Origin of the sequence: Acinetobacter sp. LMB-5, from assembly GCF_001541635.1 — a bacterium.
Taxonomy (GTDB): Bacteria; Pseudomonadota; Gammaproteobacteria; order Pseudomonadales; family Moraxellaceae; genus Acinetobacter; species Acinetobacter pittii.
Map to the genome: position 1 here is coordinate 377420 of NZ_LRDR01000004.1, position 17969 is coordinate 395388.

Here is a 17969-nt window from a genome sequence, read left to right on the forward strand (position 1 = left end):
TTCGACCTATGAAAAAAGCTACTCAGTCCAAAGCGTGGACAACGGTTCAAATTGCACGTCATCCTGATCGTCCGCAGTTTCTAGATTATGTCGGTGAAATCTTTACAGAGTTTGATGCCTTGCATGGTGATCGTTTGTTTGGTGACGATGGTGCGATGGTAGGTGGTCTTGCTCGTTTTGATGGTCAACCTGTGATGGTTATTGGCCAACACCGTGGTCGTAGTACCCGTGAAAAATTAAAGCACAACTTCGGTATGGCTAACCCAGAAGGTTACCGTAAATCTCAACGCCTATTAGATATGGCAGAGCGTTTTAACCTTCCGGTCTTCACATTTATTGATACTATGGGTGCTTATCCAGGTGTTGGTGCTGAAGAACGTGGACAAGCTGAAGCAATTGCAACTAGCCTTGCTCAGCTTTCAAGTTTGAAAGTTCCTGTTGTCGCAACAGTACTTGGTGAAGGCGGTTCTGGTGGTGCTTTAGGTATTGGTGTTGCTGACCGAGTAATTATGTTGTCGCATAGTATTTATTCTGTGATTTCACCAGAAGGCTGTGCATCTATTTTGTGGAAAACTGCTGAAAAAGCGGCTCAAGCAAGTGAAGCTTTAGGTTTGACTGCAGATAAATTACAATCTCTAGGTATTGTTGAATATGTAGTAGATGAAGGCGAGGGGGCTCATTTAGACCCTGAGCAAGTCATGCAAAACCTAAAAGTAGTTTTGAAGCAAGCTTTGGATGAGTTGCTACCAATGGATGCAAATGAACGATGCGAAGCACGTTATCAACGTTTAATGAAGTTTGGCAGCGAAAATTTAGGCATTGCGTCTTAAAACAGGCTCAAAAGTTTTCAGAAAATAGTACTTTTCTTATTGGATGTAGTGGCGGCATGGATTCAATGCTGCTACTACATTTGATGTCTCAAATTTTTCCTCATAAGATCCGAATAATTTATATAGATCATCAACTGCAATCAAAAAGTGCAGAGTGGGGCGAACTCGTTGCTAAACAAGCGACTCGTTTAAATATTCCTTATACCATTCAAAAAGTTCAAGTTACTGACGGTAATTTGGAAGCTCAAGCACGTCAGGCACGTTATCACGCTTATCTACAACATTTACAAGCCAACGAAATTTTAGTGCTTGCTCATCACCAGCAAGATCAAGCTGAAACAGTAATATTGCGTTTATTGTCGGGTGCGGGTGTTGATGGGCTTGCTGCTATGCAGTCTATTGATCATCGTGTAGATATGACAATTTGGCGCCCTTTTTTGGATTTAACCCGTGAGCAGATTGCCGAGTGGACTACTCAACTTGAAATTGAGTATATAGATGATCCTACAAATTACGATATCCATTATGATCGGGCGTGGTCGCGTGAAGAACTTTGGCCCTTCTTACAAAACCGTTTTCCAAAAATGCAGCAAGCACTTAGTCGTACCAGCTATCTGATGCAAGATGCTTCTGAAATTTTAGAAGAAGTTTTAAAAGTTGATTTGCAAAATTGTGGTACGGACGAATGTTTGGACTTAAATCAGCTATTAAAACTATCTTCTGCCCGTCAGCGTCAATTGCTTTCGGTTTGGATGAAAGGTGATGGGCAATATCGACCTGCATTTGAAATGGTTGAGCGTTTAAAAAATGAAGTAATTGATTCAAAATCTGATGCGCAAGCGGCCTTACACTGGAACCAGTTTTACTATGTCCGTTATCAATATCATCTTTATAGGTTGAGTCGACAAGTTTTTCTTGCTGAAAAATTAAACCCAGTTGAAACCGAGAGGGAGCATTATTTTCAACTAGGGGAAATAGTGGAATGCGCTTCAGGATATTTTCAAATTACTCAAAAAAATATGGGTTTGTCTGCATCTTTATTAAATAAAAAATTAAAAATTATTCGACGCCAAGGTGGTGAAAAGGTCCATTTATATGGTCGTGTTGGGCAATGGCCACTAAAAAAAGCAATTCAAGAAGCACATATTTTGCCTTGGCTTCGTCATACAATTCAAATATTAGTCATAGATAATGTTATGCTTGGGGTTTTTACACCGAAAGGATTTTGGTTGGCTCAGTCTCCGTATTGTGAGCAAGGAGGATGGCAACCAGATTTAATTTCTTATTCTTGTAATCTGGTAAATGGCGAAGATGGTTATGACAAGTGCAGTAAATAGTAATATCTGTTTTATTGGTGGTGGTAATATGGCCCAAGCTTTGATTGGTGGGCTCATTTCAAGAGGTTTACCGCCAACACGTATTACCGTTTCAGATCCTGTTGAGCAAATACGTCAATTATTGCAAGAAAAAGAAGTCCATGTGACACAAGATAATGTAGTTGCAATTAAAAATGCTGATGTCGTTGTACTGGCAGTAAAACCACAAGTTTTGGCGACTGTTTTACGTCCTCTAAAAGGACTGTTATCAGATAAATTGGTTATTTCAATTATTGCTGGTGCTGAAATCCAAACGATATCAAACTTAATTGATAGCAATCGAATTGTTCGAGTTATGCCAAATACGCCAGCTCTAGTTCAGACGGGTGCACATGGTATCTATGCAAATGATGTAGTAGGTACTTCGGATCGTGAATTAACAAGTCAGATTTTAGCAGCCACAGGCTTAACAATTTGGGTAAACTCCGAAGCTCAAATTGATGCGGTAACAGCGGTTTCTGGCTCAGGTCCTGCATATTTCTTCTATCTCATGGAAAGTATGATCCGTGCGGGTAAAAATTTAGGACTTGATGAAAAAGTTGCAACTGCGTTGACTCTTCAAACGGCATTAGGTGCAGCTCAAATGGCAATTACGAGTTCAAACACTCCTTCTGAACTTCGTAAGAATGTGACATCGCCAAATGGCACAACTCAAGCTGCACTTGAAGTTTTTGACCGTGCACAAATCTCCCAAAATATTCAATCTGCATTGGCTGCTGCACAGAAGCGTAGTCAAGAATTGGCTCAAGAATTGAGTGACAGTGCGAAATAGCTTAAATAGGATAAGACAACTATGGGTGCAAATTCTGCGCTAATTTTTGGAATTTTAATTAATGTCGCGATTTTATTGGTCTTTTTCCGTTTTTTAATGCAATTGGCGGCAGTAAGTCCTTATAATCCTGTGGTTTTATCGACCGTAAAGGCGACTAAAATTGTTGATATTTTTGGCCGAATTTTTCCGACGGTCGCAAAAGGCCGATTTAATTTGGCTGCGTTGGTTCTTTTAATTATTTTATATTTGCTGAAAATTTTTGGCGTAATGTATCTTTCCGGTTCTATGCCAAATAGCCCAGTTCACTTGGTGATTCTGACATTTGTGACGATGATTCAGGACCTAATTCGTTTCTGCCGTTATTTAATTTTCGCGACAATTATTTTGAGTTGGGTGGTTATGTTCACTCAATCGCGTTCACCTTATATTGAAGTGATTCAAGATTTAGCTGAACCATTACTCGCACCATTCCGTCGTTTATTGCCTAATATGGGGATGATTGATTTATCTCCAATTTTGGCCTTTTTAGCGCTTTATATTGCCGAGATCTTAATGAATGAAGTTGCAAAAGTTCTTTTAACGGGACTTTAAGCTAACGCAATAAAAAAGGGCTGTTAATACAGCCCTTTTTTATTGCTACTAATTAATGGGCATCATCCCAGTTTTGCCCTTGTCCAACTTCAACGACTAAAGGCACAGAAATTTTTACTACAGATTCCATGACAGTCGCGATTTGCTTAGAGAGCTCTTCGGCAATGTTTTGATCTGCCTCAAATACTAATTCATCGTGTACTTGAAGTAGTAGTTTGGCTTGATCTTTTGGTAAGATTTTATCGACTTCAATCATTGCGAGTTTAATGATATCAGCAGCACTACCTTGTAACGGTGCATTAATTGCAGCACGTTCGGCAGCCTTACGTACCATTACATTTCGTGCATCAATATCAGGTGTATAAAGACGACGACCTAAAATAGTTTCAACAAAACCTTGCTCTGATGCAACTTGACGTGTGCGTTGCATATATTCATAGATGCCAGGATAGCGTTGGAAATATTGCTTAATATAGTTTTGCGATTCTTGACGCGTAAAGCCTAATTGACGAATTAAACCAAACTCAGACATACCATACAGTAGACCAAAGTTAACTGCTTTCGCTTGACGACGTTGATCATTGGTCACATCTTCAATTGCAATGCCCAATACTTCTGCCGCAGTACGGCGGTGAACGTCTTGTCCATGCTGGAATGCGTGTACTAATGCTTCATCTTGAGAAAAATGAGCCATTAAACGTAATTCAATTTGCGAGTAATCGGCAGCCAATAGTACTCGGTCTTCTGGCGCAATGAATGCTTTACGAATTTGACGCCCAATTTGTCTACGAATTGGAATATTTTGTAAGTTAGGATCAGAAGAGGAAAGGCGACCTGTCGCTGTGAGTGCTTGATGATAGCTCGTATGTACACGATGCGTGTCGTTATGAGATTGCTCAACTAGACGGTCTGTATAGGTACTTTTTAGCTTTGCCAAACCACGATGTTCTAGAATAATTTCCGCTAAAGGATGTTCAATTTTTTCTAAAACACTTTCACTGGTGCTGTATTGTCCAGTTGCAGTTTTTTTACCGCCTTTGATTCCTAATTTATCAAATAGGATTTCACCTACTTGTTTAGGAGATGCAATATTAAAAGTTTCATCTGCAATTTCCATCGCCTGATTTTCAAGCCCTTCCATTGTTTTTGCAAATTCAACGCTTAATTTATCTAAGAAGGCATGATCTAGACGAATACCATCTTCTTCCATACCCGATAAAATACGGGCAACTGGCATTTCGATGTTATATAAAATATTTTCTAGCTCAGGAAATGGCTTAAGTTTGTTTGAAAGCACTTCATACAGACGATAAGTCACATGAGCATCTTCTGCAGCATAGTGAGCAGCAACTTCAATCTCAATTTGATTGAAAGTCTTTTGTTTGGCGCCCTTACCAGCAATTTGTTCAAAGGTGGTGGTTAAGTGGCTTAAGTAGACACGAGCTACGTCATCCATGCCGTGACGAGTGGCTGCTGCATTCAATACATAAGATGCAAGCATGCTATCGAAATACCAGCCTTTAAGTTCTATGCCATGATTGGCAAAGATATGGGCATCATATTTAAGGTGATGCCCAATTTTTTTAAGTGCTTCATTTTCTAGCACAGGCTTAATTTGAGCCAGAATTTGATCACGATCCAGTTGCTGCGGCGCATTTTCATAATCATGCGCTAATGGAACATAGTAGGCATCTTTCGCATCAAATGCGATTGAAAAACCAACCATCTCGGCAATACGGTAGTCCAGACTTGTAGTTTCTGTATCAATAGCAAAATGATCGGCATTTTGCATACGTTGCCAGAGCTGATCCCATGCTTCTTGGGTTAAAACAGTATGATAATTTGCAGTTCCAAGCTGGTCATCTTGGCTAGTTAAGCTTGCTTGATCTTCAGTTTCTATAGATTCAGCAGGTCTAACTTCATTTTGCACAATAGTCTGTGAAGCTTGTTGTTTATAGCTTGAGCTATTTGGATTGTTTGGATGATCAAGCGACTGTAATTGGTTTCTAAACTCAAGCTCAGTATAAAGATTACGTAGAGCTTCTACATTTGGATCGGTAAGTTTTAACTCATGCCAATCGAGTTCTAAAGGAAGATCACAGACGATACTAGCTAACTGGTGGTCAAGCTTAATATTGTCTAAGTTATCTTTAATATTTTGGCTAAGTTTGCCTTTAAGTTGGTCTGCATTGGCAATAATATTGTCTAAAGTGCCATATTCAGTTAGTAACTTAGCTGCTGTTTTTGCACCTACGCCAGGTACACCCATGATGCCATCAGACGCATCGCCCATAAGGGTTAAGTAATCAATAATTTGATTTGGCCAAACACCAAATTTTTCAAATACCCCGTCGGTATCCATTACGCGGTCTTTGAAGCTGTCTTCTAATTTTACATGGTCATTGACGAGCTGAGCCATGTCTTTATCTCCGGTTGAGATAAGTACATGATGGCCTTCGAGTACGGCACGTTTAGCGAGCGTACCGATAATATCATCTGCTTCTGCACCCGGAAGACTATATAAAGGAATTCCTTGAGCTTTAATCAATGCATGCAAATATGGAATCTGTTGAGATAACTCTTCCGGCATGGTTGGGCGATCACCTTTATAAATAGGTGAAAGCTTGTGGCGGAAAGTTGGCTCAGGCGTATCAAAAATGACGGCCATATGTGTTGGCTGCATACGGCGCATTAATTTTTGAATGGCAGAAATTGCCCCACGTATTGCATTGGTATGTAACCCTGTAGAGGTCGTCAATGGTGGTAATGCATGATATGCACGAAATAAAAAATAGGACCCATCAACCAAGACAAATGGTGGCATTGAACAATTCCTTAATCTGAATTACGGGTATTTTACGTGAAAACGGCTATGAATGCAGGTTTATGATTTTTGCAGTATTTTGTATGTATAAATATACGCTTGTATTGGCTTGAAGTAAGATGACCTGTAATGAAGGTGTCATATTGCTAAGCCCATGTATAAAAAAGACAAACAGGGAATGATCATTGTTTTGATCGCTTTGACTTTGTTTTTAGCCATTTCAATTGGTTTTAAATTTCAGAGTGCTGTTATTGCTTTATCTATTGCACTTACTGTCATTCTAGTTCAATTACTGTCAAATCTGCATGAGCGTTTAACTCATTTAGAACAGCAGTTTTCTCGGCAGAAAACGCCACTTTATTCTATTCACATGCAAAGAACAGTGATTTATGCAGCCGCCTTGGTTGCATTAGTTGCTTATATAAATCATTGGATGTGGATTGCTGGTGGGGCTTTACTGGTTTTATTGCTATGTTTGATTCAAACCATCAGTGCATTTCATACTCGACTATTATACCTCGAGTCAGCAAAACAAACTGTTCATGTAAATGAGACCATACAAACAGAAGTTATAAATCCTGTAATAGAACAAGTTAGTTCCAATAATACAGACACGCTAGTCCCAGCAGAAACGGCACCTTTAAATCAAACAGAACAATCAGCCCATGTACAGACTGCATGGTGGCAACCAGCCGTGGATTGGATGATTCATGGCAATCCAATCTTAAGAGTTGCTGTTGCTGTGCTTATGGTTGGGGTCGTGTTGCTATTGCGTTTTGCAAGCGAGCATTGGCAACTTAGTTTAGGCGTGAAACTTGGATTTATTGCGATTGCTGGAGGTGTGTTAACGGCATTTGGGTATACATTGCAAAAGAAAAATCAGCTTTTTGCTGTGGCATTGCAAGGTGTCGGGCTGGCTGTTGTATTCCTGACACTTGTGTTCTCACATCATTTTGGTGTAATTGCCAACCTAACTACAGCGAGTATTCTGTTTACGATTTTATTAGCTATTACGGTATTCCTGAGCTTAAAACAACAAGCTATTTATTTGGCAATATTAGCACTTGGTATGGCTTATGCGGCTCCTTTAGTTATTCCGCAATATCGCCCTGATGTAACCTTCTTATTTAGCTATTACTTAGTAATTAACTTAGCAGTTGCTGCGGTTAATTTTATTCAGCCTTGGAAAATCTTAAATCAAATAGCTTTTTTTGCCACAATGTTTATTGGTGGTAGTGCAATCGCATTTTATGCAGAACCCGCAAAATTTAATACATTAGACTGGATTTTGTGGTGCCATATCGCACTGTTTATTTGGCTTAGTGTTCGTTATAGCCAAAATATATCTCGGACGTCAGCAAGTGAAAAACAAGAAGGCATTCGTTTACCTCCACTCTTAGATGTTGGTCTTATTTTTAGTGTGCCAGTACTGGGCTTTACCCTTCATGCCTACTTAGTACATGAGTCTACACAAGCATTGACGATTGGTGCAGCCGTCTTGGCAGGTACCTATGCAGTATTAACTTTCTGGATTAAAAAAACTCATCCACAGCTTTCGGTCCTTGCAAAAAGCTTTTTCATTCTCGCGGTTGCATTTTTTGCCTTAATTTTCCCGCTTGCAAAAGGAGCACATTGGACAGCAATTGGTTGGGTTGCTCAAGGTACGGCTTTAATTGTGTGGGGAGTAACTGAGCGCTACCGTTTAAGCCGATATATTGGTGTAGTTTTAGTTTTACTTAGCTCTATTGCACTGTTTTATCAGGTGTGGGCAAATGAAGAGTTCCCAACGCTAAGCACAAGCATCTATGCAATTGCCCAATTTATTTCTGCCTTTTATTTATTGCAATACAACAGTAAAGAGCAACGCTATTTTAGCGCAAGTATGTTTAGTGGCATTTTCTTGTGTTTAGGGATGTATGCGGGTGCTGTAGCTGGTGTAGAAATAATGGCATGGCATCATCATGCTTTGAGTCCATATTTGATGTTCGCCGTAGTTCTAATCGCAATATTTAGCGCAGTTGTTCACTATAAACTTCGTGTGCAATGGCAAAGTTTGCAGTTAATTTTAATTAGCCTGTTACTGTTGTTAGTTTTGGGTGAAGCGTTTGCGAGTCAAGTGTTTACGTTGTTTAAATGGGTAGACTCATTACAACAAACTACTTTCTTGGTCGCTACCATTATTCTAAGTGCCTTATTTCTTATGGCTCAACCGCAGTCGGATGAGTCTGGGTACTTAAATGTCTGGGCTGGTTTCAGCTGGTTGGCGTTAGCAGTAGTTGGTTTGGCGATCTTTCCAAAAATGCCAGTTGTTGCTCTGGCTTTTATCCCTGTGGTTTATTCGCTTTGGGTGTATAAGGCTCATAAAACTGCATTGTTACATCAAATTCCGGTTTGGTGTTTAAGCTTAATTTGGTTGCTAGTTGTGAGCGTTGATCGCCACTCTGCTGAGTACCTTTATTTTGTTCCTTTATTTAACTTAACTGATTTTCTTTCTATTGTAGTATTTGCAGGTCTGCTCTTTATTATTTATCAACATGTTTTTGATCAAGATAAATCACTAGAGTGGACTTTTAAAATTACAACAATTTTAGCTGGGTTATTGGTATTCAGTAGTGTGGTCGTTAGGGGCTTACATCATTACTGGGGGACACCACTATGGAGCTTAGCAATTTGGACGAATGGTGAAGTGCAGTTAAGTTTGACATTGCTTTGGGTCATTTTGGCATTTGTACTAACTACATTCTCAAGCCGTAAAATGATTCGTCAACTCTGGTTTGTAGGTGCTGCACTTTTAGGTATTGTGGTATTAAAGTTGATTTTGCTTGATCTATCACAAAGTGCGACATTAACCCGAGTCATTTCGTTTATTGGAGCAGGTGGAGTAATGTTAATTATTGCTTATCTTGCGCCATTACCCCCGTCGTCTACCGCGCAGAAGAATCAAGAGCCTAAGCTTTAGGCTCTCGTTTTAATTCTTTTTGATTGCTATATTGATCGATATCGTCTTCAGCAAAACCAATAGACGGTCGATCAATCAAGCCCATTTTAGGAACAGGAATTTCAATTCGGTTATCTAAAAATCCATTTCGGATTCGTTCTTGCATTTCATCCCGAACTTTTAAAGAGTTCTCTTGTCGACACCACATCGTGAATAAAAGCTCAATTGATGATTCCCTGAATGCGGTAACCGTAACTGCAGGTTTTGGATCATCCAGTACAAGTGGATAATGAGCTGCTACATTCAGTAGAACCTCACGGACTTTAATAATGTCTTCGTGAAAGTTAATTGCCAAAGTAATTGGAATACGTCGTATTGGATATTTAGATAAGTTGTGTACAGGCGCACGAATGAGTTGTTCGTTCGGTAAACGAATATAGACATTGTCGAGTGTAAGTAATTTTACCGAAAGCAAATCAATTGAGATGACTTCGCCTTCAATTGTATTACCACGAATGAGAGTAATCTGGATCGTATCACCGACTTCAAATGAACCCTCACCAATCAAAAATAAACCACTAATCAAGTTACTGGCAGATGTTTGCGATGCAAAACCGAGTGCTACAGTTAAAATCCCGGCTGCACCGAGGAATACACTAAGTTTGAACCCAGCTTCTTTCAAACTCGTCATGATGAAGAGTAAAAAAATAAAATAAAAAATACCACGGCGCCATACCAGACGTTGGTGAGCATTAAAACGTGAGCCAATGGTTCTAATAAACGTATTCGAAATAATACGAGCAAGAACAAAGCCAATGAAACACAGTACAACAGCGACTAAAATTTCACTAATACGTTCAGTATTGATATTGGTAAATATACTTTTGAGGCTATCAGCGATATCTTTTGGAATATTTGAATCAGCCATATAAACCTCTTAAAAGAATGAATCAAACATATTGAATAATGCTCCACCAGGTGAGCGTGGTGGGTGAACATAGGTCACTTCACCAGCAAGAGGTGGCGTACGATTTTCAATACGAATACGTGCAGGACGATCAGAACCCTCATAATAAACTTTAATTTGAGAAGTCCATAAACGACCAGTACTTTCACTATAAAAAAGAGGAAGAGCAGTAACTGGCACATTCATACGATCAAAGCGTAATTGATGATTACTTGTGTTGTGAAAGTCAATTGGAGTAACAGCACGGAAAGCGCGTGGTGTTAATAGATTCAAATCAGTACGGCCATCCACGGAAGTGGCATAACAAATTTCACCTTGCTGGGCATTTGGACCAAACCACGTATCTTTAGGCTGAATCACAGGAATCTCAAACAAAGGTTCATGCTGACTTTCAACTAAGCCTGCAATCCATAATGGTGTGCTGATATATAGAGTCCCACGTTGACCTGCTGGAATGTAAATAGGATCAACAGGTTTAATGACCACAGAACGATCTGCCAGACGTGGCATCAGTAAAAATTCTGGATTGGTCTTTCGAAACATGTAACGTTCTACTAGAACCGTATGCGGAAAGGCAAAATGTGGATCGGCAATTGGGTGCCAATCTTGTTCATTATCATCTTGGAGAGATGGACGATAATATTCGATGCGCCATTCTTTTATGCCACGTGTTAAACGAAAGAGCATTGAACCGAATTGCCATGCTTTGGACTGGTTAATTTCAAAGTGCTGTTCACCCCACCACTTTAAAGAATTCTGGGGGCGAGGCTGATATTCATTATTTTCAAACAAGACGCAAAATTCCTCTACCGAGTTGTTAAACAGACTTCACGCTGTAATCTGCTTAGAGTACACTCAAAATCATCTTACTCATCATTATAAATTGTGATGCAAATATTGAAACAAATACAAGTTCCATATAGTTTTGCCAAGCGTCATGGTGTTTTATTTCGTTATGACGGTGATCAAGTTTTTATTGTTAGACGTCAAAATACAGAAAAAATTGCATTGCAGGAAGCAAGACGAATTTTGGGGAAGCCTGCACATTATCAGTTATGTACTGAACAAGAGTTTAATAGCCTATTAAGTACGAGTTATGCAGGGGATACAGGCGAATCTCAACAAGTAGCTGCGGGCTTAGAAGACCATCCGGATTTATTAAGCCTTGCAGATCAGGTGCCTGAAACAGAAGACTTAATGGATCAAGAGGATGATGCGCCTATTGTGCGTCTGATCAATGCACTTCTCTCTGAGGCAATCCGTGTAGGTGCTTCAGATATTCATATTGAAGCTTTTGAAAAGAAATTATCTGTACGTTTACGGGTAGATGGTCAATTACGCGAGATTGTACAGCCCCGCCGTGAACTGGCCCCGTTACTTGTTTCACGTATTAAAGTTATGGCAAAACTCGATATTGCCGAAAAGCGTGTACCGCAAGATGGACGTATTTCTTTACGTCTTGCTGGACGTGAAGTGGATGTGCGTGTATCAACTTTGCCTTCGTCTCATGGCGAGCGAGTAGTTATGCGTTTGCTTGATAAACAAGCGGGTCGTCTTAATATGACTCACTTGGGTTTAATGGCAAGTGACTATGAACGTTTAACTCAATTGGTGCATCGTCCACACGGTATTATTTTGGTCACAGGGCCTACCGGTTCGGGGAAAACGACCACCTTATACGCAGCTCTATCTGATCTAAATGACAATACCCGTAATATCTTAACTGCCGAAGATCCAATCGAATATCAACTCGAAGGCATTGGTCAAACCCAAGTGAATACCAAAGTGGATATGACATTTGCTCGTGCTTTAAAAGCAATGTTACGTCAAGATCCTGATGTAGTGATGGTGGGGGAGATTCGTGATCTGGAAACTGCTGAAATTGCGGTTCAAGCATCTTTAACAGGACATTTGGTTTTATCAACTCTACATACCAATACAGCTATTGGTGCAGTTACTCGTCTTAAAGATATGGGGATTGAACCCTTCTTGTTATCAAGCTCTTTAATTGGGGTGATTGCTCAACGTTTGGTTCGTACTTTATGTCCACATTGTATGACATGGCGTGAAGCCGATACTTTTGAGAAACAGGTTTTTCAGCATATTAATAATGAACCGTTGTTGCAGTTACCTGAAGCCAAAGGGTGCGATCATTGCTCACATTTAGGTTTTAATGGACGTACAGCGATTTATGAAATCGTACCAGTTGATGAACCTATGCGCCGTCTAATTCATGGTAATGCAGCTGAATATGAATTAGAAAATCATGCTCGTGAGTATTCCGGTTCTATTCGTGATGATGGTTTGCGCAAAGTACTTGCAGGTAAAACTACACTCGAAGAAGTACTTCGTGTAACCAATGAGGCAAGTGAAGCATAATATTTAAGTTGTAAAAAATGCCCGATTTGATTCGGGCATTTTTTAAATATCAAAACTTATTCAGTCACGATATTAAAGGTTACATCAATATTGTTGCGAGTTGCATTTGAATATGGGCAAACAATATGAGCTGCTGCAACTAACTTTTCAGCTTCTTCACGGTCCATACCCACTAAGTAAACATTTAAAGTTACTTCGATGCTAAAACCTGTAGGAATTGGACCAATACCTACTTCACCTTCTACATAAGCGTCTTTGCTAATGTTAAATTTATCGCGGTTTGCAACAAATTTTAAAGCACCTAAAAAGCATGCTGAATAACCAGCTGCGAATAGTTGCTCTGGATTTGTTACAGCACCACCAGCACCACCCATTTCTTTAGGTACACCAAGCTGTACATCTAATACGCCGTCTGATGAAGTCGCACGGCCATCACGACCACCGGTTGCTTTAGCTTTTGCACGATAAACAACTTTTTCTAATGACATCGTTTTTATTCCTAAAATAAATTGAATACAAATATATCGTACACGACTTAATTATTTTGACAAGTATATTTTTTAAAAAAATTGCTGTTTATTTGACTAAGTTTGTACGGAGTTTAGTAAGTTGATCTTTAAGGCCTAGTAGTGTTGTCATATCACATGAACTTGCTTCTAATACGCCTGCTGGAATATGGATTGCTTGATCTTTTAATTTTTTTCCTTCATCACTCAGCGTAATAATCACTTGTCTCTCATCTTGAGTTGAACGGGTACGATGAAGTAAATGCGAGGCTTCTAACTTTTTCAAGATAGGGGTGAGTGTAGATGATTCTAAAAAAAGTTTAGCTCCAATTTCTGAAACAGTCACTTCATCCTGTTCCCACAACACTAACATAACTAAATATTGGGGATAGGTAATGCCCAAAGGTGCTAGAAGTTTTCTGTAGAGTTGATTAAGCGCTAAATTCGTTGAATAAATGAGGAAACATAATTGATTCTCAAGCTTTAAGTTTTGACAGTCTTGGTCCATATCTTCCTCAAAGAAACTAATATTGCTTTTGTAGTATATCGCGTTCTATTCAGTTTCTTAAATGTTCATAAGAATAGGTTATGAATAAAGTAAATTAAGCGGATATAAAAAATGGAATAATTACATCAATTATTCCATAAGATAAAAATATTCTAGATGAAAGTATTTACCACAAATCGGCAATCTTTTTCATTAAACGCGCACGATACTTCGCAGTAGGATTATTTGCATTGCGTTGCTGCTCTTGTTCATAAAAATCTTGCCATGCAGTAATCATTTCAAGCGTTGTTCCTTGTTTTTTAATCACAGAAACATCTGCTGGCTGAATATTTTCTAAACGTTGTCTTGCACCTTCTGCGCCTGTACCCCAGCCAATAATTCTTTGGCCAAAAGCGGGCAAGGGGATATTTTTAGGAGTTGCTGGAAGAATATCTGAGTTGAGCTGTGCAGCAGGCGAAACAAAATGGTTTGTTGTACCAAACTCTGCATAACAATGAATATTTGCCCCCAAGCAAAAAATGCTAAATAAGTATTTCCACATGAATAATTAAACTTTTAATAATGAATCAATTTACGGTGAGTCATCAGAGGCATTGAAGAGCGGACGAGTTCTTGTGCTGTTAAATCAAAGGGTACAGTGATTAAACCACTCCCCTCATATCCAATCATACTTAAAATTTGGCCACGACTATCTGTTGCCCCAGAGTGTCCCCAGGTTTGTCGTTTTTCACCATGCCAGCCCTGTTGTGCTGCGCCTAAAACATAACATTGGCTATCCATTGCCCGAGCTTGTAGCAAAAGCTGCCAGTGCATTTGTCCAGTTGTATAAGTAAATGCAGCAGGAGCAGTAAGAAGATGAGCGCCTTGTTGTCTCAGAGTTAGAGCAAGCTCTGGAAAACGTAAGTCATAACATACCATTAAGCCAATATTGCCAAAAGGGGTAGATGTGACTACTACGTCTGTTCCAGGTTCAAAGAAACGAGACTCTTGATAACCACCGACAGCATCACCCACTTGTACATCAAATAAATGGATCTTGTCATAACGTGCTTCTGTACGCTCAGGACTAATACAAAGACTAACCGTCCGGACTCGACCATCTTGAATGGTAGATCCATCTGGACGAAATGGACATGGTAAGGTACCGGCCACAATCCAGATTTGATATTGATGTGCTAGTTTCTCAAGCCGTTGTTGAATAGACTCAAATTGCTCAGCTGTTTCGCGTTGTTTTCCAGCAGCAAAACATACAAAGTTTTCGGGGAAAACAATCAGGCTAGCATTTTGCGCCTTACTTTGTTGAATCAACGACTCAATGACTTGAAAATTATTTTCAATATCATCTTGAGAGTTCATTTGAGCAACAGAAATAAGGGTCATATTCTAATAATCCGGCTTAATGATTAAAGTCAGGCATTTTGCTTATCTGATACCTGTTCAAGCGTATCCTGTTCTTTCTGTAACTGCTTCACAAGTGGCTCAAACATGTTCTGATTGTTTGCATTGAGTTTCATCAATGTCTTATGTGCATCCAGAACTGTTCTTAGCATTGCATTATGAGTGATCTGTTCATCAGTTAACGTTAATGTGCAAACGTTAGGATCGCCACAGTAATTCAAAATGACAAAAACCTGCCCTAGCCCCATACTGTTGGCTAAGGTTGTGATATCTGGATTGGTAGATAGCATCACAGCTTGAATATGATGAGTTTGTTTAAGCTTTAAACCTAGCTTAGCTAGGATGCCTAACACCGTACTATCAATAAATGTTGTTTGGGTTAAATCAACGATTGCACCAACAACATTCTCTTGCTGTTCAATTCTGTTTAAAAGTTTGTCTAGACTTATACAAGAATGGGCTCGCACTTCACCAATAAGTTTGAAAATATGCGTTCCATTTAAACTTGCATATTCAACATGACCTGTTGACATATAAATGCCATTTTCAGAGAAGGATAGAAAAATTATCACATAGTGCCATCGCAGACTCAAGAGTCCTTAAGTCGTATATTATGTAATTAATTGATTCGTAAATTAATTCATTCGACAAAGACTGAAGATGGCAATGTCATCAGCCACATGATCGGGTGCTTGGAATGATTGATTTTGCAAATGATGAACCAATTGTTGGAACTGATCATTTAAGCCGCCATCAAAAGGTTCAAGTGCTCCATCTGAGCAAACAATGAAACGTGCTTGGTGATTTAATGTACAAACATGCTCTTCAACTTCGAGTTCATCAGTTAAGCCTAATGGGAAGCTACTTGTTGTTAAAATTTTTGGAGCTTGATTAGGTTCAAAAATGATAGGAGGGGGGTAGTGCCCAGCACTTGACCAGCGAAGCGTATGTGTTTCAAGGTTTAAAATACCCACCACAATCGTAATGTGCTTTTCAATATTCTCTTGAACCAGCATCCCATTTAATTTTTTTATTAATTGTCTTGGGGTTTTAGAACGGCCATGAAAAGCTGCCATCCATGATGTTAATAAACTACTGGTTACACCATGTCCTGAAACATCGGCAAGATAAAATAAAACTTCCTTATCATTTAATTTCCAGTAGTCATACCAATCACCGGAGAGATAAGCTGAGGGTTGGAAGAAAGTTTCGACTTGATAATTTAATAAATCAATTGGATTAGGCAGTAATCGTTTTTGCAGTTCAGCAGCCGAAGGTAAGTCACGACTATCTTGGTTACGCTTATATTGAGCATCAATTCTTGATAATGCTTTATTTAAATCGTTAGGTAGTTGATTCCATACCCAACCTGCAAGAGCACCCGCTTCCCAAGCTTGAGCTAAAGCGCTACCTTCATGTTCAAAAGCAATGACAATCGTTGGTAAATTCCATTTATATGTCAGGAAATCTTGTACATCTGCTATTGCAATGATGGTTGGATCATATAAATCTAAATCATCTATGTTAATGACTTGTAAGCCTGGCAATTTATCCAAAGCTTGCTCTAAATAAGGGATAGAGCGTGTCGGTTTAATAAAATACATAGAAGAGATGGTAGTCCTTTTATATGATCACTTTATTCATCATAGAGTATGTATGATCAAAATCAAGGTATTGCCCCACTCTTAATCCAAGCAATACCTTGATTTCATCTTTTAAGGGTTTTGATTCTCATCTGGCGTATCTTCTGAGTCATCATCAATGAAAGATACATCAGCTGAGTCGCCCTTTTTCTCTGCAATTTGGAATGCTTTACGTTGCAGATATAAATCTCGAATCATGGCGTATTGATCACCTTGTAAGGTCTGATCTAGGTCCAGATATTGAGCGCGTGTATCAACCGCTTGTAACATATTACTTGACCAATAAAGACCCTCTTGATCATCCATAACATATTTCTGTGGACGTGCTTGGGCGTCTACTGCTAAACCAAAACCATCACGTAAGGTACTTGGACCGAAAAAAGGCAACATCAGGAATGGGCCAGAAGGAACACCATAGTAACCGAGAGTTACACCAAAATTCTCTTCTTCAGTCGGTAAACCTAAACGGCTGGCAGGGTCAGCTAAACCAAGAGTTGTTAACGTATTAATTGTAAAGCGACCTAGGGTTTTTGCCGCACGACCAGGGCGACCTTGAATAAGCTGGTTAACAGCATTCCAAGGTTCTCCAAGATTTTTGCGGAACTGACGATAAGAACCACGTACATCTTCTGGAGTCTTTTCTCTATATTGCACAGCAACTGGACGTAAAAAGTTTCGGTCCAACATGTCGTTAAATGAGTAAATTGGACGATTTAATGACTGTAATGGATCTTTTACAGGATCTGGTTGTGCTGCATTCGCATTAATTTTTAAATCTTTAACTTTAATATTTTTTAAATCTTTAATAATTTGTGAGCGCGTATGAGTCGGTGCTGTTTCTTCTAATGAGCTAGCATCAGAAGATTCGCTTATAGTATTTTCTTGAGCATATAAAGAGGTACAAACACCTACAGATAATACGCTTAGTAAAATTAAATTAGAATAATTCATATAATTCCTTAACCGCCAGCCAGGCTAATACTTAAATGTGCAGTTGGGTGGAGATATGTTTTAATACAAAATTGATAACCTATTATCAATGTAAAATTGATCAAATAATATAGATAAAATGCTAAAAAGCTTAAAAAGTATCCAGTTGATGATATTGATTTAAAAAAAGGGTTGCAAAGGGATCTTAATCATCTATAATGCACATCCATCGGCGGTGATGCAGATAGAAACTTTTTGAAAAACAGTTACTTGTGATTAGGTTGATTGCTTTAAGTGATGAATTTGA

Annotated in this window: 16 protein-coding genes; 6 read left to right on the top strand and 10 right to left on the bottom strand. The window is 39.1% G+C overall.

Annotated features, from left to right (window positions below):
- Positions 1-8 precede the first annotated feature (8 nt).
- Genes AW165_RS07040 through AW165_RS07055 form a run of 4 tightly spaced genes read left to right on the top strand, consistent with a single transcriptional unit; the run spans position 9 to position 3569 of the window.
- Positions 9-830 (top strand): acetyl-CoA carboxylase carboxyltransferase subunit alpha, encoded by an 822-nt coding sequence (locus tag AW165_RS07040; RefSeq protein ID WP_005066304.1) that lies wholly within the window; start codon positions 9-11, stop codon positions 828-830.
- Positions 767-2167 carry a tRNA lysidine(34) synthetase TilS gene (tilS, locus tag AW165_RS07045; RefSeq protein ID WP_081410563.1) on the top strand — a complete coding sequence of 467 codons (1401 nt, stop codon included), beginning with the start codon at positions 767-769 and terminating at the stop codon, positions 2165-2167. Before AW165_RS07040 ends, tilS begins: the two co-directional genes overlap by 64 nt.
- Positions 2142-2978 carry a pyrroline-5-carboxylate reductase gene (proC, locus tag AW165_RS07050; protein ID WP_081410564.1) on the top strand — a complete coding sequence of 279 codons (837 nt, stop codon included), beginning with the start codon at positions 2142-2144 and terminating at the stop codon, positions 2976-2978. The genes tilS and proC overlap by 26 nt, the downstream gene beginning before the upstream one ends.
- Positions 2979-2999: 21 nt before the next feature.
- On the top strand, positions 3000-3569 hold the full coding sequence (locus AW165_RS07055) for a YggT family protein (protein ID WP_000501183.1): 570 nt from the start codon (positions 3000-3002) through the stop codon (positions 3567-3569).
- 52 nt (positions 3570-3621) lie between these two features.
- Here the strand turns inward: AW165_RS07055 and polA are convergent, their stop codons facing one another.
- The gene (gene polA, locus AW165_RS07060) at positions 3622-6393 is read right to left on the bottom strand and encodes a DNA polymerase I (protein ID WP_060465339.1); all 2772 of its coding nucleotides are present in this window, start codon (positions 6391-6393) and stop codon (positions 3622-3624) included.
- A 154-nt stretch (positions 6394-6547) separates the two neighbouring features.
- Between polA and AW165_RS07065 the strand changes: the two genes are divergently transcribed.
- Positions 6548-9352, top strand: a complete 2805-nt coding sequence (locus AW165_RS07065) for a DUF2339 domain-containing protein (RefSeq protein ID WP_060465340.1) — start codon at positions 6548-6550, stop codon at positions 9350-9352.
- On the opposite strand, the gene AW165_RS07070 is transcribed toward AW165_RS07065, so the two are convergent.
- Together AW165_RS07070 and AW165_RS07075 are read right to left on the bottom strand one after the other, a co-directional pair.
- Positions 9342-10259, bottom strand: a complete 918-nt coding sequence (locus tag AW165_RS07070; RefSeq protein ID WP_060465341.1) for a mechanosensitive ion channel family protein — start codon at positions 10257-10259, stop codon at positions 9342-9344. The genes AW165_RS07065 and AW165_RS07070 overlap by 11 nt on opposite strands.
- A 9-nt stretch (positions 10260-10268) precedes the next feature.
- Positions 10269-11090 carry a hypothetical protein gene (locus AW165_RS07075; protein WP_060465342.1) on the bottom strand — a complete coding sequence of 274 codons (822 nt, stop codon included), beginning with the start codon at positions 11088-11090 and terminating at the stop codon, positions 10269-10271.
- A 96-nt stretch (positions 11091-11186) separates the two neighbouring features.
- Here AW165_RS07075 and gspE point away from each other — a divergent pair, with 96 nt between their 5' ends.
- Positions 11187-12677 (top strand): type II secretion system ATPase GspE, encoded by a 1491-nt coding sequence (gene gspE, locus AW165_RS07080; protein ID WP_060465343.1) that lies wholly within the window; start codon positions 11187-11189, stop codon positions 12675-12677.
- Between the two features lie 56 nt (positions 12678-12733).
- Here gspE and AW165_RS07085 read toward each other — a convergent pair whose 3' ends face one another.
- The 7 genes from AW165_RS07085 to AW165_RS07115 all read right to left on the bottom strand — a co-directional run bounded on the left by AW165_RS07085 (position 12734) and on the right by AW165_RS07115 (position 17683).
- Positions 12734-13165 carry an organic hydroperoxide resistance protein gene (locus tag AW165_RS07085; protein WP_002117290.1) on the bottom strand — a complete coding sequence of 144 codons (432 nt, stop codon included), beginning with the start codon at positions 13163-13165 and terminating at the stop codon, positions 12734-12736.
- Between the two features lie 88 nt (positions 13166-13253).
- Positions 13254-13691, bottom strand: a complete 438-nt coding sequence (locus AW165_RS07090) for a MarR family winged helix-turn-helix transcriptional regulator (protein ID WP_016803111.1) — start codon at positions 13689-13691, stop codon at positions 13254-13256.
- A gap of 166 nt (positions 13692-13857) precedes the next feature.
- On the bottom strand, positions 13858-14232 hold the full coding sequence (locus AW165_RS07095; RefSeq protein ID WP_005804300.1) for a DUF4951 domain-containing protein: 375 nt from the start codon (positions 14230-14232) through the stop codon (positions 13858-13860).
- Between the two features lie 14 nt (positions 14233-14246).
- Positions 14247-15071: a carbon-nitrogen hydrolase family protein gene (locus AW165_RS07100; protein WP_032005320.1), complete on the bottom strand. Its 825-nt coding sequence runs from the start codon at positions 15069-15071 to the stop codon at positions 14247-14249.
- Positions 15072-15100: 29 nt separating this feature from the next.
- Positions 15101-15622, bottom strand: coding sequence for an anti-anti-sigma factor GigB (gene gigB / locus AW165_RS07105; protein WP_002117273.1), 522 nt, complete (start codon positions 15620-15622; stop codon positions 15101-15103).
- Between the two features lie 102 nt (positions 15623-15724).
- Entirely contained in the window at positions 15725-16693 is a 969-nt protein-coding gene (gene gigA / locus AW165_RS07110; protein WP_002117221.1) for an RsbU family protein phosphatase GigA, read from the bottom strand.
- Between the two features lie 111 nt (positions 16694-16804).
- Positions 16805-17683, bottom strand: a complete 879-nt coding sequence (locus AW165_RS07115) for a VacJ family lipoprotein (protein WP_016803114.1) — start codon at positions 17681-17683, stop codon at positions 16805-16807.
- Positions 17684-17969 lie beyond the last annotated feature (286 nt).

What these genes read in the sequence shown, in the direction of transcription:
- gspE (WP_060465343.1), top strand. Translation starts at nt 11,187, where the DNA reads ATGCAAATATTGAAACAAATACAAGTTCCATATAGTTTTGCCAAGCGT.
- polA (WP_060465339.1), bottom strand. Translation starts at nt 6,393, where the DNA reads ATGCCACCATTTGTCTTGGTTGATGGGTCCTATTTTTTATTTCGTGCA.
- AW165_RS07085 (WP_002117290.1), bottom strand. Translation starts at nt 13,165, where the DNA reads ATGTCATTAGAAAAAGTTGTTTATCGTGCAAAAGCTAAAGCAACCGGT.
- tilS (WP_081410563.1), top strand. Translation starts at nt 767, where the DNA reads ATGCGAAGCACGTTATCAACGTTTAATGAAGTTTGGCAGCGAAAATTT.
- gigB (WP_002117273.1), bottom strand. Translation starts at nt 15,622, where the DNA reads ATGTCAACAGGTCATGTTGAATATGCAAGTTTAAATGGAACGCATATT.
- AW165_RS07100 (WP_032005320.1), bottom strand. Translation starts at nt 15,071, where the DNA reads ATGACCCTTATTTCTGTTGCTCAAATGAACTCTCAAGATGATATTGAA.
- AW165_RS07055 (WP_000501183.1), top strand. Translation starts at nt 3,000, where the DNA reads ATGGGTGCAAATTCTGCGCTAATTTTTGGAATTTTAATTAATGTCGCG.
- AW165_RS07040 (WP_005066304.1), top strand. Translation starts at nt 9, where the DNA reads ATGAAAAAAGCTACTCAGTCCAAAGCGTGGACAACGGTTCAAATTGCA.
- AW165_RS07065 (WP_060465340.1), top strand. Translation starts at nt 6,548, where the DNA reads ATGTATAAAAAAGACAAACAGGGAATGATCATTGTTTTGATCGCTTTG.
- AW165_RS07070 (WP_060465341.1), bottom strand. Translation starts at nt 10,259, where the DNA reads ATGGCTGATTCAAATATTCCAAAAGATATCGCTGATAGCCTCAAAAGT.
- gigA (WP_002117221.1), bottom strand. Translation starts at nt 16,693, where the DNA reads ATGTATTTTATTAAACCGACACGCTCTATCCCTTATTTAGAGCAAGCT.
- AW165_RS07095 (WP_005804300.1), bottom strand. Translation starts at nt 14,232, where the DNA reads ATGTGGAAATACTTATTTAGCATTTTTTGCTTGGGGGCAAATATTCAT.
- AW165_RS07090 (WP_016803111.1), bottom strand. Translation starts at nt 13,691, where the DNA reads ATGGACCAAGACTGTCAAAACTTAAAGCTTGAGAATCAATTATGTTTC.
- AW165_RS07115 (WP_016803114.1), bottom strand. Translation starts at nt 17,683, where the DNA reads ATGAATTATTCTAATTTAATTTTACTAAGCGTATTATCTGTAGGTGTT.
- proC (WP_081410564.1), top strand. Translation starts at nt 2,142, where the DNA reads ATGGTTATGACAAGTGCAGTAAATAGTAATATCTGTTTTATTGGTGGT.